The sequence below is a fragment of the Aneurinibacillus sp. Ricciae_BoGa-3 genome, assembly GCF_028421645.1.
Lineage (GTDB): Bacteria > Bacillota > Bacilli > Aneurinibacillales > Aneurinibacillaceae > Aneurinibacillus_B.
Map to the genome: position 1 here is coordinate 1,671,829 of NZ_CP116887.1, position 26,582 is coordinate 1,698,410.

The 26,582-nt window shown below is 46.0% G+C and carries 28 protein-coding genes; 25 read left to right on the forward strand and 3 right to left on the reverse strand.

Annotated elements, in window-relative coordinates:
• Positions 1 to 102 precede the first annotated feature (102 nt).
• The 18 genes from PP175_RS29860 to sigF all read left to right on the forward strand — a co-directional run bounded on the left by PP175_RS29860 (position 103) and on the right by sigF (position 16,747).
• Entirely contained in the window at positions 103 to 339 is a 237-nt protein-coding gene (locus PP175_RS29860) for a DUF4227 family protein (RefSeq protein ID WP_442870431.1), read from the forward strand.
• 90 nt (positions 340 to 429) lie between these two features.
• On the forward strand, positions 430 to 1,317 hold the full coding sequence (xerD, locus tag PP175_RS08610; protein WP_272442350.1) for a site-specific tyrosine recombinase XerD: 888 nt from the start codon (positions 430 to 432) through the stop codon (positions 1,315 to 1,317).
• A 63-nt stretch (positions 1,318 to 1,380) separates the two neighbouring features.
• Entirely contained in the window at positions 1,381 to 2,571 is a 1,191-nt protein-coding gene (deoB, locus tag PP175_RS08615; protein WP_272442351.1) for a phosphopentomutase, read from the forward strand.
• A gap of 40 nt (positions 2,572 to 2,611) precedes the next feature.
• A complete protein-coding gene (locus tag PP175_RS08620) occupies positions 2,612 to 3,430 on the forward strand; it encodes a purine-nucleoside phosphorylase (RefSeq protein WP_272442352.1) in 819 nt (272 codons plus the stop codon).
• 118 nt (positions 3,431 to 3,548) lie between these two features.
• Complete coding sequence (locus PP175_RS08625) at positions 3,549 to 4,379, forward strand: purine-nucleoside phosphorylase (protein ID WP_272442353.1); 831 nt, start codon at positions 3,549 to 3,551, stop codon at positions 4,377 to 4,379.
• Entirely contained in the window at positions 4,376 to 5,689 is a 1,314-nt protein-coding gene (locus tag PP175_RS08630) for a pyrimidine-nucleoside phosphorylase (RefSeq protein WP_272442354.1), read from the forward strand. Before PP175_RS08625 ends, PP175_RS08630 begins: the two co-directional genes overlap by 4 nt.
• 281 nt (positions 5,690 to 5,970) lie before the next feature.
• Entirely contained in the window at positions 5,971 to 6,447 is a 477-nt protein-coding gene (locus tag PP175_RS08635) for an Lrp/AsnC family transcriptional regulator (protein ID WP_272442355.1), read from the forward strand.
• A 52-nt stretch (positions 6,448 to 6,499) separates the two neighbouring features.
• Entirely contained in the window at positions 6,500 to 8,176 is a 1,677-nt protein-coding gene (locus tag PP175_RS08640) for a peptide ABC transporter substrate-binding protein (RefSeq protein ID WP_272442356.1), read from the forward strand.
• Between the two features lie 107 nt (positions 8,177 to 8,283).
• Entirely contained in the window at positions 8,284 to 9,213 is a 930-nt protein-coding gene (locus PP175_RS08645; protein ID WP_272442357.1) for an ABC transporter permease, read from the forward strand.
• Entirely contained in the window at positions 9,213 to 10,157 is a 945-nt protein-coding gene (locus PP175_RS08650; RefSeq protein WP_442870432.1) for an ABC transporter permease, read from the forward strand. Before PP175_RS08645 ends, PP175_RS08650 begins: the two co-directional genes overlap by 1 nt.
• Positions 10,158 to 10,183: 26 nt before the next feature.
• Positions 10,184 to 11,179 carry an ABC transporter ATP-binding protein gene (locus PP175_RS08655; protein ID WP_272442358.1) on the forward strand — a complete coding sequence of 332 codons (996 nt, stop codon included), beginning with the start codon at positions 10,184 to 10,186 and terminating at the stop codon, positions 11,177 to 11,179.
• Positions 11,180 to 11,201: 22 nt separating this feature from the next.
• The gene (locus PP175_RS08660) at positions 11,202 to 12,230 is read left to right on the forward strand and encodes an ABC transporter ATP-binding protein (protein WP_272442359.1); all 1,029 of its coding nucleotides are present in this window, start codon (positions 11,202 to 11,204) and stop codon (positions 12,228 to 12,230) included.
• Between the two features lie 192 nt (positions 12,231 to 12,422).
• The gene (locus tag PP175_RS08665) at positions 12,423 to 13,310 is read left to right on the forward strand and encodes a Cof-type HAD-IIB family hydrolase (protein WP_272442360.1); all 888 of its coding nucleotides are present in this window, start codon (positions 12,423 to 12,425) and stop codon (positions 13,308 to 13,310) included.
• 89 nt (positions 13,311 to 13,399) lie between these two features.
• Positions 13,400 to 13,723 carry a cupin domain-containing protein gene (locus PP175_RS08670; RefSeq protein ID WP_272442361.1) on the forward strand — a complete coding sequence of 108 codons (324 nt, stop codon included), beginning with the start codon at positions 13,400 to 13,402 and terminating at the stop codon, positions 13,721 to 13,723.
• Positions 13,724 to 13,857: 134 nt separating this feature from the next.
• Positions 13,858 to 15,042, forward strand: a complete 1,185-nt coding sequence (locus tag PP175_RS08675; RefSeq protein WP_272442362.1) for a D-alanyl-D-alanine carboxypeptidase family protein — start codon at positions 13,858 to 13,860, stop codon at positions 15,040 to 15,042.
• Between the two features lie 134 nt (positions 15,043 to 15,176).
• Positions 15,177 to 15,527 carry an anti-sigma F factor antagonist gene (gene spoIIAA, locus PP175_RS08680; RefSeq protein WP_272442363.1) on the forward strand — a complete coding sequence of 117 codons (351 nt, stop codon included), beginning with the start codon at positions 15,177 to 15,179 and terminating at the stop codon, positions 15,525 to 15,527.
• Positions 15,528 to 15,980, forward strand: coding sequence for an anti-sigma F factor (spoIIAB, locus tag PP175_RS08685; RefSeq protein ID WP_272442364.1), 453 nt, complete (start codon positions 15,528 to 15,530; stop codon positions 15,978 to 15,980).
• Positions 15,981 to 15,991: 11 nt separating this feature from the next.
• Positions 15,992 to 16,747, forward strand: coding sequence for an RNA polymerase sporulation sigma factor SigF (sigF, locus tag PP175_RS08690; RefSeq protein WP_272442365.1), 756 nt, complete (start codon positions 15,992 to 15,994; stop codon positions 16,745 to 16,747).
• Between the two features lie 25 nt (positions 16,748 to 16,772).
• On the opposite strand, the gene PP175_RS08695 is transcribed toward sigF, so the two are convergent.
• Positions 16,773 to 17,429 carry a potassium channel family protein gene (locus PP175_RS08695; RefSeq protein WP_272442366.1) on the reverse strand — a complete coding sequence of 219 codons (657 nt, stop codon included), beginning with the start codon at positions 17,427 to 17,429 and terminating at the stop codon, positions 16,773 to 16,775.
• Positions 17,430 to 17,542: 113 nt separating this feature from the next.
• On the opposite strand from PP175_RS08695, the gene PP175_RS08700 reads away from it, so the two are divergent.
• The gene (locus PP175_RS08700; protein WP_272442367.1) at positions 17,543 to 18,772 is read left to right on the forward strand and encodes a cation:proton antiporter; all 1,230 of its coding nucleotides are present in this window, start codon (positions 17,543 to 17,545) and stop codon (positions 18,770 to 18,772) included.
• 460 nt (positions 18,773 to 19,232) lie between these two features.
• Here PP175_RS08700 and PP175_RS08705 read toward each other — a convergent pair whose 3' ends face one another.
• On the reverse strand, positions 19,233 to 20,588 hold the full coding sequence (locus tag PP175_RS08705; RefSeq protein ID WP_272442368.1) for a TrkH family potassium uptake protein: 1,356 nt from the start codon (positions 20,586 to 20,588) through the stop codon (positions 19,233 to 19,235).
• Between the two features lie 175 nt (positions 20,589 to 20,763).
• On the opposite strand from PP175_RS08705, the gene PP175_RS08710 reads away from it, so the two are divergent.
• The gene (locus tag PP175_RS08710) at positions 20,764 to 21,189 is read left to right on the forward strand and encodes a DUF2935 domain-containing protein (protein ID WP_272442369.1); all 426 of its coding nucleotides are present in this window, start codon (positions 20,764 to 20,766) and stop codon (positions 21,187 to 21,189) included.
• Between the two features lie 116 nt (positions 21,190 to 21,305).
• On the opposite strand, the gene PP175_RS08715 is transcribed toward PP175_RS08710, so the two are convergent.
• Positions 21,306 to 21,950 (reverse strand): GntR family transcriptional regulator, encoded by a 645-nt coding sequence (locus PP175_RS08715; protein WP_272442370.1) that lies wholly within the window; start codon positions 21,948 to 21,950, stop codon positions 21,306 to 21,308.
• A gap of 170 nt (positions 21,951 to 22,120) precedes the next feature.
• Here PP175_RS08715 and PP175_RS08720 point away from each other — a divergent pair, with 170 nt between their 5' ends.
• The 5 genes from PP175_RS08720 to PP175_RS08740 all read left to right on the forward strand — a co-directional run bounded on the left by PP175_RS08720 (position 22,121) and on the right by PP175_RS08740 (position 26,485).
• On the forward strand, positions 22,121 to 22,888 hold the full coding sequence (locus tag PP175_RS08720) for an SDR family NAD(P)-dependent oxidoreductase (protein ID WP_272442371.1): 768 nt from the start codon (positions 22,121 to 22,123) through the stop codon (positions 22,886 to 22,888).
• Positions 22,889 to 22,940: 52 nt separating this feature from the next.
• A complete protein-coding gene (locus PP175_RS08725; protein ID WP_272442372.1) occupies positions 22,941 to 23,420 on the forward strand; it encodes a 2,4'-dihydroxyacetophenone dioxygenase family protein in 480 nt (159 codons plus the stop codon).
• A 181-nt stretch (positions 23,421 to 23,601) separates the two neighbouring features.
• On the forward strand, positions 23,602 to 24,933 hold the full coding sequence (locus tag PP175_RS08730) for an MFS transporter (RefSeq protein WP_272442373.1): 1,332 nt from the start codon (positions 23,602 to 23,604) through the stop codon (positions 24,931 to 24,933).
• 86 nt (positions 24,934 to 25,019) lie between these two features.
• Positions 25,020 to 26,135, forward strand: coding sequence for an amidohydrolase family protein (locus tag PP175_RS08735; RefSeq protein WP_272443219.1), 1,116 nt, complete (start codon positions 25,020 to 25,022; stop codon positions 26,133 to 26,135).
• On the forward strand, positions 26,132 to 26,485 hold the full coding sequence (locus PP175_RS08740; RefSeq protein ID WP_272442374.1) for a Rieske (2Fe-2S) protein: 354 nt from the start codon (positions 26,132 to 26,134) through the stop codon (positions 26,483 to 26,485). Before PP175_RS08735 ends, PP175_RS08740 begins: the two co-directional genes overlap by 4 nt.
• Positions 26,486 to 26,582: the final 97 nt, after the last annotated feature.

Below are 26,582 nucleotides of genomic sequence, written 5' to 3' on the forward strand. Positions count from 1 at the left end.
GAATTATTTTATCATGAGAAGGGCAAAAATCAATGAAGCAAAGGTATAAAATTCGGCTGCGGGGAATAGGATGGGTAGTAAAAACCCTGGACGGTGAAACCTATGTATATTTCATACCGCAGAGCACAGGAAGCAATAAAATATATATGCCTTTTTCTCATCTGTACCTTTATTTTTTATAACGCTGTATCATACATAAATGCTAAAATTCGGCCAACGAATCCTTATAAAGAACCGCAGGGAAAAGCGGTAAAAGTGGTAAAATACCATTCGGACAGCGTTCTTTCTTTTGAAGGCACCAAAAACCGTTTGCTCGAGTTTTACTGGAATGGAGAATAAATTCACAGGATAAAGAAGGAAACAGCTGTTTGGTGTTGAATAGTTATCGTTGAATAGGAATACATTATCGGGAGTTTGAGGAGAATTGTAATGAAGAGTCTGATCACCCAGTTCATCCATTATTTAACGGTGGAGAGAGGGCTGGCGAATAACACGCTCGAATCATATGAACGGGATTTGGCATCCTACTGTGAATATATCCATAGGCAGGGTTTTGACAGCCTGAATGACACGAGCCGCATGCAGATCATGAGCTATCTTCTGGATTTGCAGGAGAGAGGGCGTGCAACCGCTACCTTATCCCGCAATCTGGCTTCGATCCGTGCGTTCTACCAGTTTTTGTTGCGGGAGAAATTTATCGATCACGATCCAAGTGTCAACCTTGAATCTCCGAAAATCGAAAAGCGTCTGCCCCAGGTGCTGTCTGTACATGAAGTCGAACTGCTGTTGAATGGGCCAAAATTGGACGTGCCTGCCGGCAAGCGGGACAAGGCGATGCTTGAGCTGCTGTATGCCACGGGTATCCGGGTAACAGAGCTGGTGAGCCTGGAGGTTACCGATATTAACCTGAGTATGGGATTTGTAAAATGCATGGGCAAAGGTTCTAAGGAGCGCATCATTCCTCTAGGAAGACTGGCCGTGGAAAATGTGCGATCCTACATAGAGCGCGGGCGGCCGTACCTGATCAAAAGGGCGGGCGAAAATGCCCTCTTCCTCAATCATCATGGACGGAGGCTTTCCCGGCAGGGCTTCTGGAAAATCATAAAGAAATATGCCCTGGTGGCGAGAATTGATAAAGAGATAACGCCTCATACACTGAGGCATTCGTTTGCCACACACCTGTTGGAAAATGGAGCCGACCTGCGCTCCGTACAGGAAATGCTTGGCCATGCGGACATTTCAACTACGCAAATTTATACGCATGTCACGCGCTCCCGGCTCAAAGAAGTGTATGCCAAGGCGCATCCTAGAGCGTAGTAGATCAAGGTACTTCCTGGATAGACGGAGTACCTTATTTTAACTTCAAGGAGGACGAGCACCATGAAAGAATTTAACCGCGTTTTTCTAATTGTGCTGGACAGCGTCGGTATCGGTGAACTGCCGGATGCCGCAGAATATAATGATACAGGCGCCCATACGCTTGGCCACATTGCCGAAAGAATGAACGGCCTCAATGTACCCAACTTATCCCGGTTGGGCCTTGGCCGAATCGAGCCTCTCAAAGGTGTTGAAGCAGTAAATAAGCCCGCGGCATTCTTTGGCAAGATGAGGGAGATTTCACGTGGCAAAGATACAACCACTGGACATTGGGAAATTATGGGCCTTGAGATTAAGACGCCGTTTAAAACATGGCCCAATGGATTTCCAGACAGCCTGCTGGCTCCTTTTAAACAGCGGATTGGACGTGGAGTGCTCGGCAATAAGCCTGCTTCGGGAACCGAAATTATTGAAGAACTCGGTGAGGAACATATGCGTACAGGGGATGTGATTGTGTACACATCAGCTGATAGCGTATTTCAGGTGGCTGCGCACGAAGAAATTATTCCGCTGGACGAACTGTACCGCATCTGTGAAGTGGCCCGTGAGCTTACGCTTTCTGACGAACATGCCGTAGTCCGCGTTATCGCCCGCCCGTTTGTGGGTCAGCCGGGCAACTTTACCCGTACGGCGAACCGCCACGATTACTCAGTTACACCACCAGACAAAACCGTGATGAACCGGTTGAAAGACGCAAGCCTTGCATCTATCGCTATCGGGAAAATTTCGGATATTTATGCAGGCGAAGGCGTAACGCAGTCAATCAAAACAAAGTCCAATATGGACGGGGTAGACAAGTTGCTTGCGACAATGAAGGAGAATTTTAAAGGCCTTAGCTTTGTGAATCTTGTAGATTTCGACGCGATGTATGGCCACCGAAGAAATCCTATCGGTTATGGGGAAGCGATTGAAGCATTCGATAAGCGGCTTCCTGAAATTTTGGATTCCCTGGAGGATAGCGACCTGCTCATCATTACAGCCGACCATGGGAACGATCCGGTCCACCATGGAACCGACCATACACGCGAATACGTGCCGCTCCTCGTCTATCATAACGGGCTTACTCAAGGTGAAAGTCTGGGCATTCGCTCCACTTTCGCAGATATCGGGGCGACGATAGCAGACAACTTCCATGTAGAAAAGCCGAAGATTGGCAACAGTTTTCTCGCCCAGGTTACAGGGCAGCAAAGTTGAAATTGTACGATATTCAGGGGATGAAACAGGAGGAACCATTATGCCAAATCAAACACAAATCAAAGAAGTACAGACTTTTATAGAAGGAAAAACTCAAATACGCCCGGAAATTGGCTTAATTCTTGGTTCAGGGCTGGGGGTACTTGCAGATGAAATAGAAAATCCGACAGTTATTCCATACCGTGACATTCCGCACTTCCCTGTGTCCACCGTGGAAGGCCATAAAGGGCAGCTCGTTATTGGCACCATTAAAGAAAAGCATGTGGTCGCTATGCAGGGCCGCTTTCACTTCTATGAAGGTTACAGCATGGAGGCTGTCACCTTCCCTGTCCGGGTGATGAAAGCTATGGGGGTAAAACGCATTATTGTGACCAACGCAGCCGGTGGCGTAAACGAAACTTTCTCGCCTGGTGACTTAATGCTGATTACTGACCATATCAATTTAACCGGGCAAAACCCGCTCATTGGACCTAATGATCCGGCGTTTGGCGTTCGTTTTCCAGATATGTCGACAGCATACACGCCTGAGCTGCGGGAAGTGGCCAGGAGAGTCGCGTCTAACCATGGCATCTCCCTTCAAGAGGGTGTGTATGCTGGCATGACAGGGCCTAGCTATGAATCACCCGCTGAAATCCGCATGATCCGCATACTTGGCGGTGATGCAGTTGGCATGTCCACGATCCCCGAGGTCATTGTAGCCCGTCATTGTGGAATTGATGTCCTGGGTATTTCATGCATCAGCAACATGGCAGCAGGCATTTTGCCCCAACCGCTTTCTCATGACGAAGTAATGGAAACAGCCGAGAAAGTGAAGAATAAATTCCTTTCGCTGGTAAAAGGCATAATTGAAGAGATGTAATCAAACTGCTCTGCCCGCCCTAAGTCGGGGCAGGGCTTTATTACTTAATCGTACAAAAGGCGGATGGCTTACCCTAAGGGGGCGCCAGCCAAGTTTTATAAATACAGGAGGCTGTACCATGGCAAACAGACTGGCAGAAATTCAGGAGGTGGCGGATTTTATATCCGCTCGCGTCAAAATCAAACCGGAGATTGGCCTTATTCTTGGTTCAGGTCTCGGTGTGCTTGCTGAAGAAATTGAAGATGCCGTAAAAATAGATTTTAGCGAGATTCCCCACTTTCCGGTCTCTACGGTTGAAGGGCATGCAGGAAAACTGGTAGTTGGAAGCCTAAATGGCAAACAGGTAGCTGCCATGCAGGGGCGGTTCCATTTCTATGAAGGCTATTCGATGCAGCAGGTAACATTCCCTGTGTATGTGATGCGCCAGCTTGGCATCCATTCTATCATTATTACGAATGCCTGCGGGGGGATGAACCGGAGTTTTTCCCCTGGCGATCTGATGATTATCGCTGACCACATTAATTTGACAGGCAGCAATCCATTAATCGGAAAAAACCTTGAGGAGTTTGGACCGAGATTTCCGGATATGTCCACCGCCTATACACCGGAATACAGACAGCTGGCCAGACAGAAGGCGAGGGAACTTGGCATAACCATTCAAGAAGGCGTGTATACCGGCATCAGCGGCCCCACTTATATGACACCTGCTGAGCTGATTATGCTTGCGCGCCTTGGAGGAGATGCCGTGGGTATGTCAACTGTGCCAGAAGTAATTGCAGCCCGGCACGTAGGCATGAAAGTGCTTGGTATATCCTGTGTTACAGACATGGCTATTGGCGAGGAACTGGAGCCCCTTACACACGAGCAGGTGGTCGAAGTTGCCAACCGCACGCGCCCCCGATTTATCCAGCTCGTCACATCGGTATTGAAGGAGATGAAACCAGAATGAGAGCCGTGGATATTATTCAGAAAAAGCGGGACGGCCGTTCCCTTTCCGATGCAGAAATCGGCTGTCTTATTAACGGCTATACCCACGGGTCAATTCCGGACTACCAAATGTCCGCCTGGGCGATGGCTGTTTTCTTCCGCGGCATGACGCCGGAAGAAACAGCCGCCCTGACGGATGCAATGGTAAAATCGGGGGACAAAATCGATCTGTCAGCCATTAAGGGTATAAAGGTTGACAAACATTCAACCGGTGGAGTAGGGGATACGACCACACTCGTGCTGGGCCCCCTGGTCGCAGCTGCCGGGGTGCCAGTTGCCAAGATGTCCGGACGGGGGCTTGGCCATACAGGCGGAACGATAGATAAACTCGAATCGATTCCGGGTTTCCACATAGAACTTACACGTGACCAATTTATTGAGGCCGTCAATAGCTGCGGTCTTTCCGTAATTGGCCAGAGCGGCAACTTGACACCCGCCGATAAGAAGCTTTATGCCTTGCGTGATGTGACGGCGACAGTGGATTCGCTTCCCCTCATTGCCAGCTCGATTATGAGCAAGAAAATTGCGGCCGGTGCAGATGCTATCGTTCTCGACGTTAAATACGGCAGCGGAGCCTTCATGAAGACGGTGGAAGATGCAGAGAATTTAGCCCGGACTATGGTGAACATCGGGCAGGCGGTGGGCCGTAAATCGATTGCCGTTATAAGCAGCATGGAGCAGCCGCTTGGCTTTGCGGTAGGCAACGCGCTCGAGGTAAAGGAAGCGATTGCAACGTTGCGCGGAGAGGGACCTTCGGATCTCACAGATTTATCGCTTACGCTTGGAGCTCATATGCTTGTACTTGGCGGGAAAGCTGGCTCGTACGAGGAAGGAAGGAACAAACTGGAGGCGATCATTCAAAGCGGAGAAGCCATCCATACCTTTAAGCGTTTTATCGAAGCACAGGGAGGAAATCCTGAGGCAATCGACCGCCCGGATGACTTTTTGCCGAGTGCGGAAAGAATCGAACGGGTGACAGCCGATTCTGCCGGTTATGTATCAGCCATTGAAGCAGAATCAGTAGGGCTGGCTGCCATGCATGTTGGCGCGGGACGTGAAACCAAAGAATCATCGATTGATATGGCTGTAGGTGTTGTGCTCTATAAGAAGGTAGGCGATCGGGTGGAGAAAGGGGATACCCTGGCTGCTATTCATGTGAATAATACGGAAAATCTTGAAGAGGCCCGCAAAATTATACGCAATTCGTATCATATTTCGCCAAATCAACCCATATCGCAAAATTTGATTGCCAAAGTAATAGAAAAGGCTTAAACATCATGGTAATTAAGGATTAAATTACGAATCTCTCAGCGTCGAGAGGTTCTTTTTTATTAAGAATTTGTAAGATTATCTAACATTGAAAACGCTTACCATTAGATTAACAATAGATTTATCTATTTACAAATCTTTAACACTATTTTATATTAATAATGCTCAGTAAGAAATAAATTTTCGAAATACGTAGATTTATTTCAGAATAATGCTATAATCGTATTTATTATTCAGGGTGAATGGTCATTCATAAAGTAGAGATAGAGGAGGGGGTGCTAGGTTTGAAGAAATTGGACATTTTGGATTTTCAGATTCTTCAAATGCTTCAGGAGGATGCCAGACGTGCTTATACGGATATGGGCAGCCAGCTAGGTGTAAGTGAAGGCACAATACGGGCGCGCATAAACAGGATGCTTGAAGATGAAGTATTCGAATTTATTATCCATACTGTTCCTCAAAAAGTAGGGCTGGATGTACAAGCCATTATCGGAATGTCTACCAAGTTAGGAAGCCAGGAGCAGGTTGCTTTGCAATTAGGCAAGCTGCCGCCGGTTCGTTTCATCGGAGCATTTTCCGGTCGCAATGATTTGATAATTCAAGCTTATTTTCCATCAAATGACGCGCTTGTTTCGTTTGTCAATGAAGACCTGTCAACGATTGATGGGATTGTGTCGGCGGAAGTGTCAATTGAACTCAAACAGTATAAGGATTCATTCTCGTATGTAAGGTATGAAGAGCTGGAGGACACGGTTGGATAAACCCTGTCTATTCCCAGCTTATATAAAAGAAATTTAGAGGAGGTCAATTTAAGTGAAAAAGTCAGTTCCAGTTTTAATGAGTCTTGTAATGGCTGGTGGCATTGGGCTTACGGCTTGCGGACCAAGCGGTAGCGGAAACAGCGCATCACCCGGAGCAAATAATGGCAGCAGCAGCGGTTCTACAGGCGGCAAAATCCTGCGCGTTAACAACATTGAAGAGCCGGGCTCGCTTGAGCCGGGCAAAGCACAAGGAACACATGACAGCTGGGTGCTCGAGAACACGTTCGAGGGGCTTACCCGATTTGATAAAAATGCGAAAGTTGTACCTGGTGATGCTGAAAAATGGGATATTTCACCAGATGGCAAAACCTATACATTCCATCTTCGCGATGGCCTTAAATGGTCCAATGGGGATCCGGTAACTGCCCAAGACTATGAATACGCTTGGAAATATGCGCTGAATCCATCTACCGCTTCGGAATACGCTTACCAGCTGTATTACATAAAAGGCGCAGAGGCATACAACACGACAAAAGAAAAAGATCCGAAGAAACTCCAGGCACTGCAGGATGCTGTAGCGGTTAAAGCTGTTGATGATAAGACGTTGAAAGTTGAGCTTAATGGACCAACTCCTTACTTCCTTGAGCTCTGTAACTTCTATACGTACTATCCGGTTGACAAAAAAGTCCAGGCTGCAAATCCAAAATGGGCGAACGATGCTAAAACGTTTGTGTCTAATGGACCGTTCAAGCTTTCCGAATGGAACCACAAGCAGGATGTCAAAGTTGTGAAGAATGAAAACTTCTGGGACAAACAAAGCGTAAAAATTGACGGCATTAGCTTTGCCATGCTGCAGGATGAAAACACCGCATGGCAAATGTACCGTTCAGGCCAGTTAGACCTTGCCTACACGCTCCCAACAGAAGTAACTGGCCAAATGAAAAACAGCAACAACCCGGAATTCCATAATTCACCTGAGTTCTCTGCTTACTTCTACCGTATCAATACAAAAAAGAAACCGTTTGATAATGTAAAAGTGCGTAAAGCGCTGGCAATGGCAATTGACCGTAAAACCATTGTTGACAGCGTAGCCCAAGGTGGACAAACACCTCTGTATGGTATGGTTCCACCGGGATACATCGAAAAGTCAACCGGCAAAGACTTTAACCAGGTAAGCGGGCCATACTTCAAAGAAGACGTGACAGCTGCAAAACAACTGCTGCAGCAAGGTCTGAAAGAAGAGGGCATGACTTCTATGCCTAAAGTTACAATTCTGTACAATACGCGTGACGACCATAAGAAAATTGCTGAAGCGATTCAAGAAATGTGGCGGAAAAATCTTGGCATAAATGCAACGCTTGAAAACGCTGATTTCCAGGTTGTCATCGACCGCGAGCACAAGCTTGATTATGATGTGGTACGCGCTGGCTGGATTTCGGACTTCGTTGACCCAATGACGTTTGAAGATATGTGGACTTCTGTAAGTACACAAAATGACACGGGCTGGACAAGCCCTGAGTATGACAAGTTAATAACCGCTGCAAAAAATGAACTCGACAATAAAAAGCGTGAAGATGACCTGCACAAAGCTGAGAAGCTGTTCATGGACAACCAACCAATTATCCCGATTTATGCATACACCAAACCATTTATGCTGAAATCCAATGTAACTGGCGTATATGTTCCAGTTAACCGTTATCCACAATTACAGTATGTAGAAATGAAATAATTTTGATTTGGATGTGCAGGAGGTATACCCAACTCGGGTATACCCCACATCCTTTTTAAATCTGTTATCATACAGATTACAAATATGGATTGAATGGGGGGTATACTGTGTTTAAGTATACACTGCAGCGACTGGGCTGGGCTATATTAACATTATGGGCTGTTATTACCATAACATTCATCATGATGCATATCATCCCAGGAAACCCTTTTGCAAAAGAAGGAAAAATGCCGCCAGGCGTTTTTGAAAATTTAATGAATTATTACCAGTTAAATCAGCCGTTGTATATTCAATATTTTCTCTATCTAAAAAGACTACTCGTACTTGATTTCGGTCCTTCATTAAAATCAAATATTATGAGTGTAAATGATTATATTCGTCAGGGGTTCCCAATCTCTCTTTTCTTAGGTATCGAAGCGTTAATTATGTCGCTTATTTTCGGACTGGTTCTTGGGGTAACTGCCGCCCTGTATCAGAACAAATGGCCTGACTACCTTTCTATGATTATTGCAATCATTGGAATTTCGGTCCCAAGCTTTATTCTTGCGGCTGTATTAATTAACTATGTTGCCGTTCAATGGAACCTGCTTCCGGCAGCTACATGGGGCACATGGAAACATACGATTCTACCATCGATCTCACTTGCAGCGCTGCCAACGGCTTTTCTTGCCCGCTTAATGCGCTCCAGCATGTTAGAAGTATTGAATGCAGATTATATCAAAACAGCCAAAGCTAAAGGGCTTTCTAAAAGCGTAATTATACTCAAACATACGATTCGCAATGCCATCCTGCCGGTAGTAACGGTAATGGGCGTTCTAATTGCCAACACTGTAACAGGCAGTTTCGTTATCGAACATATCTTTGGGATTCCGGGAATGGGGGAAATGTTTGTTAAAGGCATTTTTAACCGCGATTACCCTGTCATCCTGGGTTCCACAGTTTTCTATAGCGCGATTTTGATCTTTATGATCTTTATTGTTGATATTGCCTACACATGGATCGACCCGCGCATTAAATTAACGGGAGGGAGCAAATAATGCAGCCAGAACGCCAAATTATGGATGATCACTTTACTCCCGATATGTTCCGCCGTGTCAGCGATAACCTTAAAGATGCGGAAAATATTGAACGACCCAGCGTCTCTTTCTGGAGGGATGTATGGCGCCGTTTAAAACAAAATAAGCTGGCCATGACAGGTCTATGGGTAATAGCTATCCTTGCGTTAATGGCCATTATCGGACCATGGATTAGCGGCCACACCTACTATGACCAGGATTTTACGAAGTCCAATATTCCGCCAGGCAAGCAGTTCTGGTTTGGAACCGACCCATCCGGCCGGGATATGTTTACCCGTTCTTGGTATGGAGCACGCATTTCATTGTTTATCGGCTTAATGGCCGCGTTTATTGACTTTTTTGTTGGAGTTATATATGGGGGCATCTCCGGCATGAAAGGCGGACGCGTCGACAATATTATGATGCGTATCGCGGAAGTGCTATATGGCGTGCCATACCTCTTGATGGTCATTCTGTTGATGGTTGTCATGGGCCAAGGGCTTTTCACCATCATCATCGCTATGACGCTAACCGGCTGGATACCAATGGCTCGCCTTGTACGCGGACAGGTTTTACAGCTTAAAGAACAGGAATTCGTGCATGCAGCAACAGCACTTGGAGCGAATACCTGGTGGATTTTGAAGAAACACTTAATCCCAAATACGATGGGTCCAATACTTGTTAACGTAACGCTTACAGTACCGACCGCTATTTTTGCGGAAGCCACGCTCAGCTTCTTGGGTCTTGGTGTTCCAGCGCCAATGGCGAGCTGGGGGACCATGACAAATGATGGCCTTGTTAGTCTGTTGGTTGGCAACATCTATCAGCTGTTAATACCTGGTTTCCTCATCTCGCTTACGATGTTTGCCTTTAACGTGTTTGGAGACGGTCTGCGCGATGCACTTGATCCGAAACTGAGAAAATAACCTACTGATGTAAAGGGTGAAAACCTATGGAAAATATTTTAGAAGTAAACGATTTGCATGTTTCTTTTCACACGTATGCGGGTGAAGTGAAATCTGTTCGTGGCGTTAATTTTACGGTTAAAAAAGGGGAAACCGTTGCAATAGTAGGGGAGTCCGGCTGCGGAAAGTCAGTAACAGCACAGACTATCATGCAGCTGCTCCCTCAGCCCCCGGCTGTATATAAACAAGGATCTATCATTTTTAATGGACAGGACCTTCTAGTAAAAAGTGAAAAAGAAATGCAAAAAATCCGCGGGAATGAGGTTGGCATGATCTTCCAGGATCCAATGACAACGCTCAATCCAACCATGAAAGTAGGCGACCAGATCGCAGAGAGCTTGATCAAACACCAAGGACTTTCAAGAGGGGATGCACATAAACGTGCGGTTGAAATCCTGCGCATGGTTGGCATTCCTCAGCCTGACAAACGGGCAAAACAGTATCCGCATGAATTTTCCGGCGGGATGCGCCAGCGCGGTATGATTGCGATAGCGCTCGCGTGTGCACCGAAGCTTCTTATTGCCGATGAACCGACAACCGCACTGGATGTTACCATCCAGGCTCAGATACTTGAATTAATGAAGGAACTTCAGAATCAAACAGGTACGTCTATTATTCTGATTACGCATGACCTCGGGGTTGTGGCGGATATGTGTGACAGGGTCGTTGTTATGTATGCAGGCCAGGTAATTGAAACGGGAACTGTGGATGAGATTTTCTACAAGCCGCAGCATCCTTACACAAAGGGCCTGCTAAAATCTGTGCCGCGCCTTGATATGAATAAGCATGAACCTCTTCACCCTATTATCGGAACGCCGCCAGATCTGCTTAATCCTCCGGTGGGATGTCCGTTTTTTGCACGCTGTGAACATGCAATGGAAGTGTGCCGCAGTCATGACCCTGCACTGGAAGATAGGGGCGGTGGTCACCTAGCGGCTTGCTGGCTGCACCACCCAATGGCGAAAATGGCCCAGGCCAAGTAATCTAAAAAGGAGGGGCTCTTAAATGGCGGTTCAAACTACCGATTCCCCTGTAAAAATGAAAACAAGCGAGGAGAATCTCCTTGAGGTTCAGCATTTAAATAAATTTTTTAACGTAGGGTCAGGCGTTGTAAAAGCTGTAAGTGATGTATCCTTTACCATTAAAAAAGGGGAAACACTTGGCGTGGTAGGCGAGTCCGGTTGTGGTAAATCCACTATGGGCCGCACCATTCTCCGCCTGTATGACGCCACAGCAGGAAAGGTCCTTTTCGAAGGAAAAGACGTACACAAACTCGGATCGCGTGAGATGAAAAAGATTCGACGGGATATGCAGATGATTTTCCAGGATCCATATGCGTCTTTAAATCCCAGGATGACCGTCGGGGATATCATCGGGGAAACGCTTGATATCCACAATCTGGCATCAGGAGCCAAGCGCAAAGAACGGATTCAGGAACTTCTGAAGCTTGTTGGTCTTAAACCAGACCATATCAACCGGTTTCCGCACGAATTCTCAGGCGGACAGCGCCAGCGGATTGGCATTGCGCGTGCACTCGCTGTCGAGCCTAAATTCATCGTCTGCGATGAGCCAATTTCAGCGCTGGACGTTTCCATTCAGGCACAGGTTGTGAACCTGCTCAAGGATCTCCAGGAAAAAATGGGCCTCACCTATCTGTTTATCGCGCATGATCTGTCCATGGTTAAGCACATAAGTGACCGCGTTGCTGTTATGTACCTGGGTAAAATAGCCGAGCTTGCGGGCAGTGAAGATCTGTACGCGCATCCGCTGCACCCCTATACAGAAGCTCTTCTGTCAGCGATTCCGATTCCGGATCCGGAGGTCGAACGCACCCGTGAAAGAATCGTCCTGGAAGGAGATGTGCCGTCTCCTATGAATCCGCCGAGCGGCTGCCATTTCCGCACCCGCTGTCCGCATGCAATGGAGTCATGTGCGAAGGTTGAACCGGCCTTCCAGGAAGTGATGCCTAATCACTTCGTGGCATGCCATTTATATAATGAAGAAATTATGGGCGAAAAAGTTCGCCGTGTATAAATTGAATCGAATTTGCAGGAGCGCTTGTGGCTCCTGCTTTTTCTTCTTCATCTATGTAAAGGCTTTCTTAATGACTTCCATTCATAATACGTGAAAATCTGCCGTCTTTGCTTGAAATGCTTCCCGAGGTTGCATAAGATTAAAATGGAAATACAAGGAGAGTACGTTCAAACAACAATAAGGCGGTGCAGCATGAAGTTAATCATATCGGATATGGACGGAACACTGCTTACGAGCAGTGGAGAGATTAGCCAGGAAAATATACGCGCGATTGAGAGGGCGCGTGACAAAGGAATTCGTTTTGCCATTGCAACAGGGCGCGCGTACCGGGATGCGATATTGCCTCTTAAACGTGCGGGCATTGTTTGCCCTGTAATCGGGGTCAATGGCGCTACGATACATAACGAAGCAGGCGAGCAGGTATTCAGTGTGTCGATTGATAAAAAGCTTGCGCTCGATATCATCCAATTTCTTCGTAGACAAGAACTGTACACAGAAATATACACAAATGAAGCCACTTTTACCGAAGAAGGTGGACGTAAAATGCTGGCCGTTCAGGCCGATATTCTAAAGACTGCAAACCCTGAACTGGAAAATTGGGAGACGCGCCTCATTGCACAGAAGCAGTTTCAACAGGCTGGCATCACAGAAGTGGCCCGCTTAGAAGATGTGATAAACAGGGAAGACATCGAGATCTATAAAATTCTGACCTTTTCATTCCACAAAGAAAAACTCGTAGACGCAGGGCTTAGCCTTCAGCCTTATGGCCTGGGCATCTCTTCCTCAGGGAACCACAATATCGAAATCAATGACACCCGTGCTCAGAAAGGGTATGGGGTTCAGCGACTGGCTAACGAGTATGGCATCTCACTGTTAGATACGATGGCTCTGGGCGACAATTATAACGATGTATCGATGCTCCAGTGCGTTGGGGTGCCTGTTGCCATGCACAATGCGGAAGAAGAAATCAAAAAACTCGCGGTTTTTACTACCAAAACAAATGACGAGAACGGGGTAGCCTTTGCGATTGAGAAGTTTATCGATCAGCCACATAACCCCCTGTCAGCAAGCAGTAAGTGAAAACTGAAAGCGCACGTGATAACCATCACTGCAGCTGATTCAAACAGGGAGTATGATGGGAGCAAATAAAGCTAGAGGAGGCTTCCATCATGCAAGTCGTTAAATTGAAAAATCTAATTGAAGAAAAACAAATTGCGCGGGCTAAAGTCCTTTCCTTTGATAAGGGTGATATCGTGAACCTGCAGGTGAAGACAGGAGAAAAAATTGCCCGTCATCAAACGCCATGCGACGCGGTAGTTACCGTGGTGTCTGGAGAGGTTCTTTTCAGTGCCGGCGAAGAAGCTGTGAGGCTTACGCCTGGCATGCTTATACACTTAAAGCCGCATGAGGACCATGAATTGCTGGCGATCGAAGACGCAAGCCTTCTCGTAATGAAAATCGGAGAAAATAGAAATTGCGGCCATCATGGATGACAACTTTTGCAGACACACAAAAACGCCACTGCCTTCAAGCAGCGGCGTTTTTCATTTTTATGGAAGGCATATGTATATAATACCAATCGGGCGGGCGACACTATAAAAAGAGTTTGAATGGAGGGGTTCTACGAATGTATAAAAAGCTGTTAATCATGCTGCTATCGACACTCTTTATCCTGTCACCGTATACAGCCTTCGCTGAAGTAAAGCCAAAAACAGCACAGAAGGGGATACACATAACAGATCTGGCTCCAAATGCATCATCGGCCGTTCTGATGGATCGGGATACTGGAGCTATCATCTATGAGAAAAACGGGCATAAGCCTCTGCCGCCCGCCAGCATTACGAAAGTAATGACCATGCTGTTAATTATGGAAGCGATTGATCGTGGAGAGATGAAGCTAACGGATAAGGTCCGCACAAGCGAATATGCAGCTTCCATGGGAGGCTCCCAAATCTTTTTAGAAGCAGGCGAGCAGATGACGGTTAGCGACATGCTCAAAGGCATTGCAGTCGCTTCTGGGAACGACGCGTCTGTTGCTATGGCTGAACACATGGCTGGAACAGAGGAAGCATTCGTCCAGAAGATGAACGAGCGGGCTAAGCAGCTTGGGATGGATGATACAACCTTTAAAAACTGTAATGGACTGCCGGTACCCGGGCATGTTTCGTCTGCCCACGATATTGCAATTATGTCCAGGGAACTCTTAAAGCACGAGCAAATTACGAAATATACAGGCATTTACCAGGATTATCTGCGCAAGGATGCCAAAAAACCATTTTGGCTTGTCAATACAAACAAGCTTGTACGCTTCTATACAGGAGCAGACGGACTGAAAACAGGCTATACGAGTGAAGCAAAATTCTGCCTCACAGCTACGGCCAAGCGCGGGAATATGCGGGTTATTGCCGTTGTGATGGGTGAACCAGATTCCAAGGTCCGCAATCAGGAAGTCTCATCCATGTTAGACTTTGCATTCAACCAGTACACGACGCTGCCCCTTTATAAAGATCAGCAGGTTGTGCAGCAGGTGAAAGTGGATAAAGGAAAGCAGGCAAGCGTAAATGTGATCGTTCCTTACCGCTTCAGCATGCTGCTGAAAAAAGGACAAAAAGCCGAGCACTATGAAAGAGTCGTGACCATTAAACAAGATATTAAAGCACCTGTGGCCAAAGGCGAAAAACTGGGCCAGATAACCATCCGCAAAGATGGCAGAACAATGGCCTCCATTGACCTGGTCGCTGCGGATGCGGTCGGTCGGGCTAACTGGTGGGATATCTTCTCACGGACGGCCCGCAGAATGTTTGGCGGTTAATCGCGATAAATCGGGAGAAAAGGGAAAGCTGTCTCATTCTCCCGGTTTTTTTCTAGTTTTGTCGGGGGGCAGGAATCTATCTTTCTGCCGTAGAATCACCCATCTATCACCTTAGTGAAGGAGTGGGCTTCCCAATGAGTTTAACAGTCGATATGGAAACAATTGGCGATGTTTTAATTGTACGGCTTGACGGTGAATTGGATCATCACACAGCAGATGACCTGCGTTCCCAGATGGAAAACGCTATAGACAAGTATAAGACGTATCACATTCTTCTCAGCCTGCAGAACCTCCACTTTATGGATAGCTCCGGCCTGGGGGTGATTCTGGGGAGGTATAAGCAGATCACCGCAAAAGGCGGCGACATGATCGTCTGCTCCATCAACCCGGTCATCTACCGGTTGTTTGAGCTATCCGGTCTTTTTAAAATTATTAAAATCAAGGAATCCGAGCATGAGGCGCTCCTTGTTCTGGGGGTGGCTTAAATGAAGAAGAGTGAACGCAATTATATGTCCCTCCAATTCTCGGCGCGCAGTGAAAATGAAGGTTTTGCCCGTATCGCGGTGGCTGCCTTCTTATCCCGACTGGATATCACGCTAGAAGAGATTGAAGAGATTAAAACCGTCGTATCAGAGGCTGTTACCAATTCTATTATTCACGGCTATGAGGAAGATGAGAATGGGCTTGTAACCATCTCGACCTCTTACAGCGACATGGCTATTGAAATTATTGTGGAAGACAATGGGATCGGGATTGCTAACCTCGACGAAGCACGGCAGCCGCTGTTCACGACGAAACCGGAGCTCGAACGATCCGGAATGGGCTTTACGATTATGGAGAACTTCACGGACAGTATGGAAGTTTCAACAGGGTTGCACCTTGGAACACGCATCCGCCTGGTAAAATACCTGGCCAAAAATGAAGCGTTGTGTAATTAGGAGACACGCCTATGGAAACCGATGTACGAAATGCGAATCATCCCTACTTAAAAGACAAAGAGGTTAAACAACTGCTGGCCCAGAGCCAGGCCGGAGATGCGACAGCACGAGATACATTGGTCAACAGTAATATTCGTCTGGTATGGTCAGTCGTTCAGCGCTTTATGAATAGAGGGTACGAAGCTGACGATCTTTTCCAAATTGGCTGTATTGGCCTTTTAAAAGCGATTGACAAATTTGATCTAAATTACGATGTGAAGTTTTCAACTTACGCGGTTCCTATGATTATTGGGGAAATACAGCGTTTCCTGCGGGATGACGGGACCGTAAAAGTCAGCCGCTCACTAAAGGAAACCGCGCATAAGGTCAGGCGCAAGAAAGAGGAACTATCTAAAACACTCGGCCGCCTGCCCACGATTAAGGAAATTGCGGAAGAACTGGAAATTACGCCTGAAGAAGTTGTCTACGCACAGGAAGCCAATCGCGCGCCTTCTTCTATCCATGAGACCGTGTTTGAGAATGACGGGGACCCGATCACACTGATGGACCAGATTGCAGATAAGGATGAGAGCAAATGGTTTGATTCTATCGCTTTAAAAGAAGTGATAGGAAGGCTTACCGAACGCGAGCAGCTTATTGTATACTTAAGATATTACAAGGATCAAACGCAGTCCGAGGTAGCCGATAGGTTAGGCATATCCCAGGTACAGGTATCGCGCCTGGAGAAGAAAATTCTGCGGACTATGAAAGACCAGATTGAGCGCTAGCTTAATCTGGTCTTTACATTTTCATTTAGATTTCTTCTTCAAAGCGTTTGAGATCCTCATTGTGGCCAATGACAATTAAAAGATCCCCTTTGTGGATCGTATCTTCAGGACTTGGTGCGATATTAAATTTATGGTTCGTTTTAATGGCGATTACATTGACCCCAAAATTAGCACGTACATTCAATTCAATAAGCGTTTTTCCGTCCATTTTTTCCGAAGCGGAGACCTCGGCTACACTATAGTCCGGAGAGAGTTCGACAAAATCAAGCACATTGGGAGAGATGAGGTTGTGCGCCACCCGGATTCCCATGTCCCTTTCAGGAAATACGACCCGGTCGGCGCCAACTTTATATAAGACCTGCCCGTGCCGCGGATTCTGCGCTTTGGCTACAATTCTCTTAACACCCAATTCTTTTAAGAGGAGAGTAGTAAGTATGTTCGCCTGAATATCTACGCCGATGGCTACAACCACCACATCGAAATTTCGGATGCCGATCTCCTGCAACGCTTGTTCATCTGTTGAGTCTGCCTGCACCGCATGGGTTGCATTATCGGCATGCATCTGCACTCTTTCCTCGTTTTCGTCTATCGCCATTACTTCATAGCCTGACGAATGCAAGTAGTGTACCACGCTGCTGCCAAAACGCCCTAAACCAATTACTGCGAACGATTTCTGAGACATCTCCGTCTACAACTCCTTAAATAGACTTTTCATCGTTTATTCTACACCTTAAAATAGGGGTACACTACTTATAAATAACAATAAATTCCGCTAAAACGAAAGGTGTTTTTAAAATGGAAGAGACTACGTTAGCCATTCATTCCGTACTTTATTTGCTCATTGTCATACTTGTCGGTGGGATGATAGCCGGAAAAGTGGCTGCAAAAGTGAAAATCCCGGATGTTGCCGTGTTTTTGCTTCTTGGAATTCTCATTGGTCCAGGGCTGCATCTTATCTCTGAACCCAGCCGCTCATTTATGAATCAGTTCATACTTGTTCTGGGTGCTACCTTAATTTTGTTTGATGGCGGGCGCAACATCCGCCTGCAGTCTTTAAAGAAGGTATGGCCTACCATAAGCCTATTAAGTATTCCTGGTGTTATTATTACCGCGATAATTACCGGGTATGCCGCGCATCTCTTCTTACATATCCCACTCGTTTTTGGCTTTTTACTGTCTTCTATCATTGCTTCCACTGACCCGGCTACTTTAATCCCGGTATTTAAACAAGTAAAAATCCGCTCGATTTTGCGCGAAACGGTTGAAAGTGAATCGGCTTTTAATGATGCCACAGGTTCTATCCTGACTTTTAGTGTGCTGGCAATTGCTGTAGGAACCAGTGATCTCTCAGTGGGCGTAAGCATGCTGGATTTTGTAAAAGTGGCGCTGGGCGGAATCGTGATCGGTGCCGTCCTCGGATTTGCGGGCGCCTATCTGGTTTCTCATGTAGTGATTGGCTTTCTGCGGGACTATACGGTTATTGGCATGCTGGTTGTTGCGCTGCTTTCGTATCTGGCAGCGGACATGCTGCATGTGAGCGGCTTTATGGCAACCTTTGTTGCTGGGCTAATCTGGGGCAATTCGTCTGATTTCGGGCTTCATATGCAGGAGAAGGAGATGGAAATCCATCACTTCTCGGAGAATATTACAGTGATTATGCGGATGCTCATCTTTATCCTATTAGGCAGCCAGGTGGATTTCGCAATGATTATGAAGTATTTATGGGGTGGGCTGGCCGTTGTTATTATCCTGATGTTCGTGGCGCGTCCAGTGACTGTTTTCGCCTGCGCTCTGCCGGATCGTAAGGCAAAGTGGACGTGGCGGGAGATGTTATTTATGTGCTGGGTGCGGGAAACCGGTGTGATTCCTGCGGCACTGTCGGGCATGATCGCAGGCAGAGGCGTACCTTACGCGGATGCAATCGCGTCCGTTACCTTTCTCGTGATATTGATAACCATTTTACTTCAAGCCAGCACTACGCCTTATGCCGCCAGAAAATTAGGGGTAGAGGAAGCAAACACGTAAGGGGACACAAAAGGGACAGCCAGCTGGCTGTCCCTTTTTTCATGGTAAAATGTTGCTTTGAGGTGTTAAAGTGTTCTGGGATGGGGACCACTAGATCCCCTTCTCTTTGTTTATATGGAAAGTTTATGGGCTCCACAGTGTTGAAGTGCCTTGAGCGATTTTTTAATGGGACCTCCGGTCCCGAAACACCAAAGAAAAACATCGTGAGGCGCATGTCCGCACCTTTCTTTCCCTTGTGGAGCGTGTGGAACAGAGGGCGAAAAAGACCGGCAACTGTCTCCATCATTGAAATACCCAGATGTTGCACCTAAACGGTATAAAGGAATCTAAGGCCATCGCCTGCGCTTACGCTTGCCGCTAGCCAAGATTCCCTAATGCCGGTCCGTCCGTCGTTCCACAAAGCGGCCGTAAAACTTCTATGAGGGGAAAGAAGAGAACGGCATGGCCCGCGATGTTTTTCTCATCCAATAATAATTTTGCCTTCCGAATAGCGGTAATGTTTTTTATTGCGATCCCATGTTAACGCGAAAGCAATAGTTAGAGGACCAACACGCCCGGCAAACATGACTATAGAAAGCAGCACTCTGCCAAAAGGGGTCAGGTGGGGGGTCAATCCCATTGATAACCCCACCGTGCCAAAGGCAGACGTGGTTTCAAAAAGAATCATAAAGACGTTTGCATTCTCCGTAATAGATAGAATCATGGTTACAATGATCACCAGCACCAGCGCTGCGAATACGAGGGTTAATGCTTTGTATACTTTCTCCTGCCCAATTCGCTGTTTGTAAAACACCACGTCTCCCTGGCCCCGTATCATCGACCAGATAGCGCCAAGCAAAGTAGCAAATGTGGTGGTTTTTACGCCACCTCCCGTGGAACCCGGAGAGGCTCCGATAAACATAAGCACGATTATCAGAAGTAGAGAGGCCTGATGCATATCCCCGATTGGCAAGGTATTGGCTCCATCCGTACGCGCGCATACGGATTGAAAAAGAGAGCCCAGGATTTTCCCTGTCCAGTTCAGCGGGAGCAGTGTTTTCGGGTTGTGGAATTCAATTAAAAAAATCAGCAGGGCTCCCCCGAATATTAATACTGCATTCGTTGTGAGAACCACCTTCGTATGAAGCGAAAGCTTGTCTGTCTTTCTCTTAAAGTAATCCACGAGTTCATCAATAACGACGAAGCCAATTCCGCCCGCGATAATAAGTATCATAATTACGATATTGACAACGGGATCATCTACATAAGGGGTGAGGCTTTTAAAATTACCGACGAGATCAAACCCGGCATTATTAAAGTTGGATACCGAGTGGAAAAGCCCATAGTAAAGCGCTTTGCCCCATCCCATATCGGGAGCCCAGCGTAGCGCGAGAATAAGCGTTCCTACGCCTTCAAACAGCACGGTAAAACCAATCACGTGACGGATAAGACGAATAATTCCCCCCACAGAAAGATGATTAAGCGATTCCTGAATGAGAAGCCTCTGGCGAAGCGAAATTCTTTTCCCCAGTATCAAAACAAACAGCGAAGCAACGGTCATGAACCCTAAGCCGCCAATTTGAATGAGGGCTAAAATGACGAGTTGTCCAAAATAAGAAAAAGTGGTACCTGTATCGACAACGACTAGGCCCGTTACGCACGTTGCGGATGTCGCTGTAAAAAGGGCGTTTACAAAAGATAGCCCTTCCCCATTTCGCGTCGAGATAGGCAGGGTCAGCAATAATGCCCCTAGTAAAATAAGGGTTCCAAATCCTATCACAAAAAGTTGAGGGGGACTTATGAGGGTAGCAATTTTTTTCCAAGCATTTGTCAGCATTGTATATTCTCCGGTTATATTTATTCTCTATTATAATATACCCACTTCCTATACGTTTGTTAAAGCCTCCTTTCCGGAAAGATACGACGCCCGTGACTTTTTCTTTGGATAGGCACGCCCTGGGCTTCCTCTTAATAAGGTAGAGAGACGTTCTTAGATGGATGGAGGAGATAGTATGTTGTTTACTTATGAGGAAAAAATGCCGCTGCGCATTCTGGATGAAGGGCAATTCTGGAAACGCCAGGAGATGGAACACACACAGGTTATCCGGGCGCTTGTGACCAACCTGGAACCCCAGTTCGTTCAGGCTCTTGAGGTGTGGGAGCAGGCATTCTCACAGACGGAAGGCCTGTTCACACGCTACATTGAAGCAGTAGTCCGTTCTGGAAGCCACGTAGGCCCGGAAATGCACGGACAAATCATGCAATTAGTCTGCTTTGCAGCAGAGCAGAGCCAACAGTTTATTTTATTCCTCAATTATCTCCTGGCCAACAGCCAGCCAATTAAAACCAATCAAACCGCTATTGTTGTGCTCAACCACATTCGCAGGGAATCCGAGTACTTTATTGGCATTGCGGAATCGCTTTTATACAAAAGGTAGGACTGTGCAAGTCCCACAGCCTGCGGCGCCTCTCCTATTACAAGCCTTCAACTAACCGATTGAAGGCTTGTTTCATTCGATGGGAATGATTTAATGGAAGGGTAGACCCGGGACGCTTACGAATAATCACTTATCACAGACTGTTTAATCTCCTCGATATGTTCCTCCATTAAAATTTGTGCCTCTTTTATGCGGGAATCGTACAAGGCTTGAACAATTCTTCTGTGCATGTTGTTTGCCTGTAAGGGTCTGTCAAAATTTTTTGTCATAATAATCCCGTACCAATGAATCTGGATTTCCAATGTATCCATAATCGCGATCATTCTTTGATTACAAGAATGATGAATAACACTTCTGTGTAAATTTCTGTCCGCCTGGAAGAAAGGGGCCACATCTCCTCGCTGGATGGCTTCCTCTGCATAGTCGGCTTCATTCAACAATGATGTTAAATCTTCCTTCGAAATATAAGACGCAGCTAATTCAACCGCCTGGCGTTCCAATGCTTTTCTTAAATCGTAAATTTCGGCTATATCCTTTACCTGGGGTATTCGCACGTATGTTCCAGAGCGCGGCTTTACTTCAATTAGCCCGTCTTGTTGAAGCCGATTTAATGCGTCGCGTATCGGTGTTCTGCTCACCCCCAAATCTTCTGTAATTTGATGATAGTCAATGCGGGAACCTGGTTTAATTTCATTGTAAATAATTTGATCACGGAGATGGAAATAAACCCGGTCATGTAAATTACTGTTGTCAAAACCCATTGTTTGTTCCCCTTTTTGTCATATGCAAATCATGATTTTAATTATGATAAATAACTCTAAACATATTAAAAACTTTTATAATTTCTTAATAGTATAAAATGTTTGACAATTACGGTGAACTTCTTTAATATCTAATATATCAGTTATTCAGAAAGGAGTGAATATGGAATTTGAATTCTGTCGCTGTCGTTACTGGTGGTGCCTCGGGCTTAGGGCTGGCCGTTGTCAATCGGTTTGTTGAAGAAGGGTTCGCTGTAGCCATCGTTGATATCTCTGAAGAAAAAGGGGCAGTGATGGCGAAGCAACTTAGCGATCAGGGTAAAAATGTCTATTTTTTTCATGCTGATGTCTCCAAACAGGAGAATGCAAAACAGGTCGCCAATCGAATCAAACAGGAACTGGGGAGTATAGATATCCTGGTCAACGCTGCAGGAATCATACACCGCACAAAATCGGTCGATTTAACAGAGGAAAAGCTGAAAAAATTGCTGGATATTAATCTCAATGGAACAGTTTTCATGTCACAAGCTGTTCAACCCCATATGAGTCTATCGGGTGGGGGAGCCATTGTAAACTTTGGTTCCATGCTTGCCCATTACGGCAGTAAGAATTTGCTAGCGTATGCAGCATCCAAAGGAGCTGTTATTCAAATAACGAAATGTCTTGCGGTGGATTGGGCCCAATTTAACATTCGTGTTAATGCGGTAAGTCCAGGGTACATTGAAACTCCACTTGCTTCCGGAGCCACTCAAAATCCGGTATTCCGTGAGCGGGTATTATCTAAAACGCCGCAAAATCGTTTTGGAACGCCGGATGAGGTGGCTGTTGCCATTCATTTTCTGTGTTCAAAAGATGCCAGTTTTATTACCGGGGTTGATCTGCCTATTGATGGAGGATTGTTAGCGGGAGATCCTTCTTTGTTTCCACCGGCTTCATAGCTGTTAAGCGATATTAGCGTGTACTTATTTTTTAAAAACGGAGGCCCGAAAAATGGAAATCACTTTAAACAAGTTTACAGAAATGGTTGGATTAGGTGACCAGGCTATCGATTTAAACGAAATACCGTGGATCCCACAAACAGAACGCTCATGGTTTAAGCCGGTCCGATTTGATTTAACAACAGGCAGCTGGATAAACCTACTAAAGGTGAAACCAGGTGGAAAAGTGAACCGCCATCGGCATACAGGCGGGCGCGTACTTGCCTACACACTGCAAGGGGAGTGGCGGTACTTAGAAAGAACATGGGAAGCCAAACCAGGAACCTTTGTTTATGAGCCACCGGGTGATATTCATACGCTTGTCGTCGATGGTGAGGAAGATATGATTACATTATTTTTATTAGAAGGCAGTATTCAATATCTGGATGATGAAGATAACATTATTTTACAAGACGATGTTTTTAGTAAACTGAAACGTTATATGGAATATTGCGAAGAGAACAATCTACCTATTAAAGATTTAAAATTTTAATCGTTTTACCGATCTGAAAAAAGATTGAAGCGGGACTTCTTTTAATCTCAGGAAGTCTCGTTAATTGAACCATTATCAAAGACATTCTCAGGCGTAGGGTGTGCCATTTAGTAACAAAATTGAAAGCGCTTAATTGTTGGTTTTGGCCGTGCATACTAATCTATTTTGATGGAGGTAGTATATGGGAAGTAACACGTTGACTGCCACAACGCCTCTTTGGACACAGCGCCGATTTAAAGTGGCCCTCGCAATCTCGTTTGCCTATTTCGTAGCTTATTTTGATCGGACAAATGTCGCGGTACTTATAGCCAATCCACAATTCAATGACGCATTTGGCATCGCAGGAAACAAAGTGGCACAGGGACTCCTGCTAACTGCATTTTTGTTTCCATATGGTCTGGCCAATTTAGTTACCGGTCCACTCGGGGATAAATTAGGTGGACGAAAAGGCGTTTCCATATCCATTATAAGTTGGACCATTGCGATGTTTATCATGGGTTGCATCAGTAATTACACAGCCTTAATTGCTTTGCGTGTAATCCTTGGCATAGGTGAATCGATCATGACGCCGGCATGTAACATGATCGTAGCGAAATGGTTTCCCGATAATGAGCGGGCACGTGCAAGTTCAGCGTGGTTGGCAGGATTGTTTTTAGCACCGGCATTTTCTTATCCGGTTATCGCATGGGTTGTCTCCGCTTTTGGGTGGAGAATGAGCTTTTTTTTACTGGGAGCAATCGGCTTATTTATAGCCCTTCCGCTGATGTGGTTTTGGACCAAAGATGCCCCTGAAAAGGATACTAAGATATCTTCCGCAGAAATTGAATATATTCGTTCCGGACAATTAGTTGCAAAACAATTTACAGACACAGATGGATTCTGGATACAAGCCAGAAAGGTATTTGCCAATTATAAATATTGGCTCGGCGTGATTGCCTACTGCGGTTATACCGTAGGATTTTGGGGAGTGGGTACGTTTATGCCCTCGTACTTGAAAGAGCAACGGCACCTGGATTTCGGTACAGCAAGCTTGATTGCAGTACTGCCTTGGGTAGCCGCGACCATTTTAACGATAGTTGGTGGATTAGTGGGCGATAAACGGCACCGATCAAGGGCTTTCTTGTGGTCGATAGGCTACGTATTAGCTGCCATCCTCTCATACTTTGGCATTATTACCGGTTCCGTTGGTATGGCTGTTCTCTTGATTTCTTTGGCTGTAGGTTTTTTAGCTTTCACATTAGCCCCGATGTATGCGGTTCTTCAAGACCTGACTCCACCAACGGTGACGGGACTTTCATTTGGTGTGTTTAATGGCATTACCTACATGGTTGGAAGCTTTAGCCCTGCCATAGTCGGAAGAATTGCAGATGCAACCCACTCCTTTAACATTGGTTTTTATGTGCTCGATGTCTGGTTAATTGTAACCGCCATCTGTGTGGTTCCGTTATGGAAAAGCCGTGCAACGAACAAGTTGGCAAGCGATTCACCGTTGTATGACAGTCGTGCCAACTAATTGTTAAACTCAATTTTTTAGAATGGTTGGCCACCGTTTTAATAAAGGCAATCATTCATCATTATAAGGAAGGAAGGGTGGACAGAATGGAGACGACCACCAGCAAATTAAGATCCCCACGAAAATTGGAGACCATTGATTGCGATTTTCACCAAACCTTAAAAAGCTATGAGGATTTAAGGCCTTATCTTCCCCGGGTTTGGTGGCCTCGGTTGCAGGCACCAGAAGCCACTTTGCCTATAACCCTATTTAAACCCATTCCTTTGTCACGGCGCGACGCCTCACCTGGTGATGGTCTTCCGCCGGGCTCTGATCCACAATATGCGATAAAGGATGCGCTTGATCGCTACAATATTACAAAAGCTGTATTGACCGGCAGTCTGTTAACGGTATCCGCACACAATAATCCCGATTATGCAGCAGCCATCGCATCCGCATTCAACGATTACACGCTTGATCATTGGATTCCTACAGATGATAGGTGGCTTGCCTCTATCCTGGTGGCTACGCAGGATCCCATTTTAGCGGCGCGTGAAATAGACCGTCTGGGTTCGCATCCAAGAGTTGTTCAAGTTATTCTGCCGGTTGCATCCCGCGAACCTTTTGGTCAGCGAAGGTTTTATCCGATTTATGAGGCCGCTGTGCGTAACAATCTGGTTGTCGCCATTCATGGTGGTGGCGAAGGGGATGGAATAAATCCGCCGATCTCGGCAGTCGGTACGCCAACAACGAACTTCGAGCGCCATAATATCCTGGCTATCCACCATATGTCTCAGTTGAATAGTCTTGTTTGTGAAGGTGTTTTTGAAACGTTTCCATCTTTGAAGGTGGTTTTCATCGAAGGGGGCCTGGCATGGGTTCCGCATTTAATGTGGAGAATGGACAAAAATTTCCGGGGGATGCGAAATGAAGTTCCGTGGCTGAAAAAGAAGCCTAGTGAATATATCATCGAACATTGCCGCTTTACAACTCAGCCTATCGAGGAACCAGACAATCAGGAATTTATTCAAATGCTTCGTATGATGCGAGCGGAAAAAACGGTTATGTTCGCCACAGATTATCCACACTGGGATAACGACACCCCTACATTTGTACTGAATAAATTGCCCGAGGAACTTCGCCGGCGCATTCAGTTTGAAAATGCAGCTGAGTTGTATCAACTCGATAGTAATCAATTCGTAAAAGAGGGTGATGCGGTATGACCAAATATGAAGCGGCGCAAGTTGGGGAAATAGAAAACGGTACCTGCAAGATCCTAAATATTGAGGGTCGAAGCATAGGTGTGTATTACGATGGCAAAGAATACTTTGCAATTCGTAATGTCTGCCCACACGAACAAGCTGAATTATGTAAAGGTACATTTTCGGGAACAACCTTAAATTCCAAACCGCATGAATACATTTATGGGATGGATGGGGAAATCCTGATTTGCCCCTGGCACGGTTGGGAGTTCGATGTTAAAACAGGGCAGTCTCTGGTGGACCCTAATAGGTATAGAGTGAAAGTGTACGATGTCACCGTTGAAGATAACAGAATTTTTGTTCAAGTGTAACAATCCTTATGGTCAACTAAATGCATGAGTAAAATACCTATCGGCATGTTCCGATAGGTATTTTCACAGTGTAGAGAAAGTATGTTTTAATGGTATA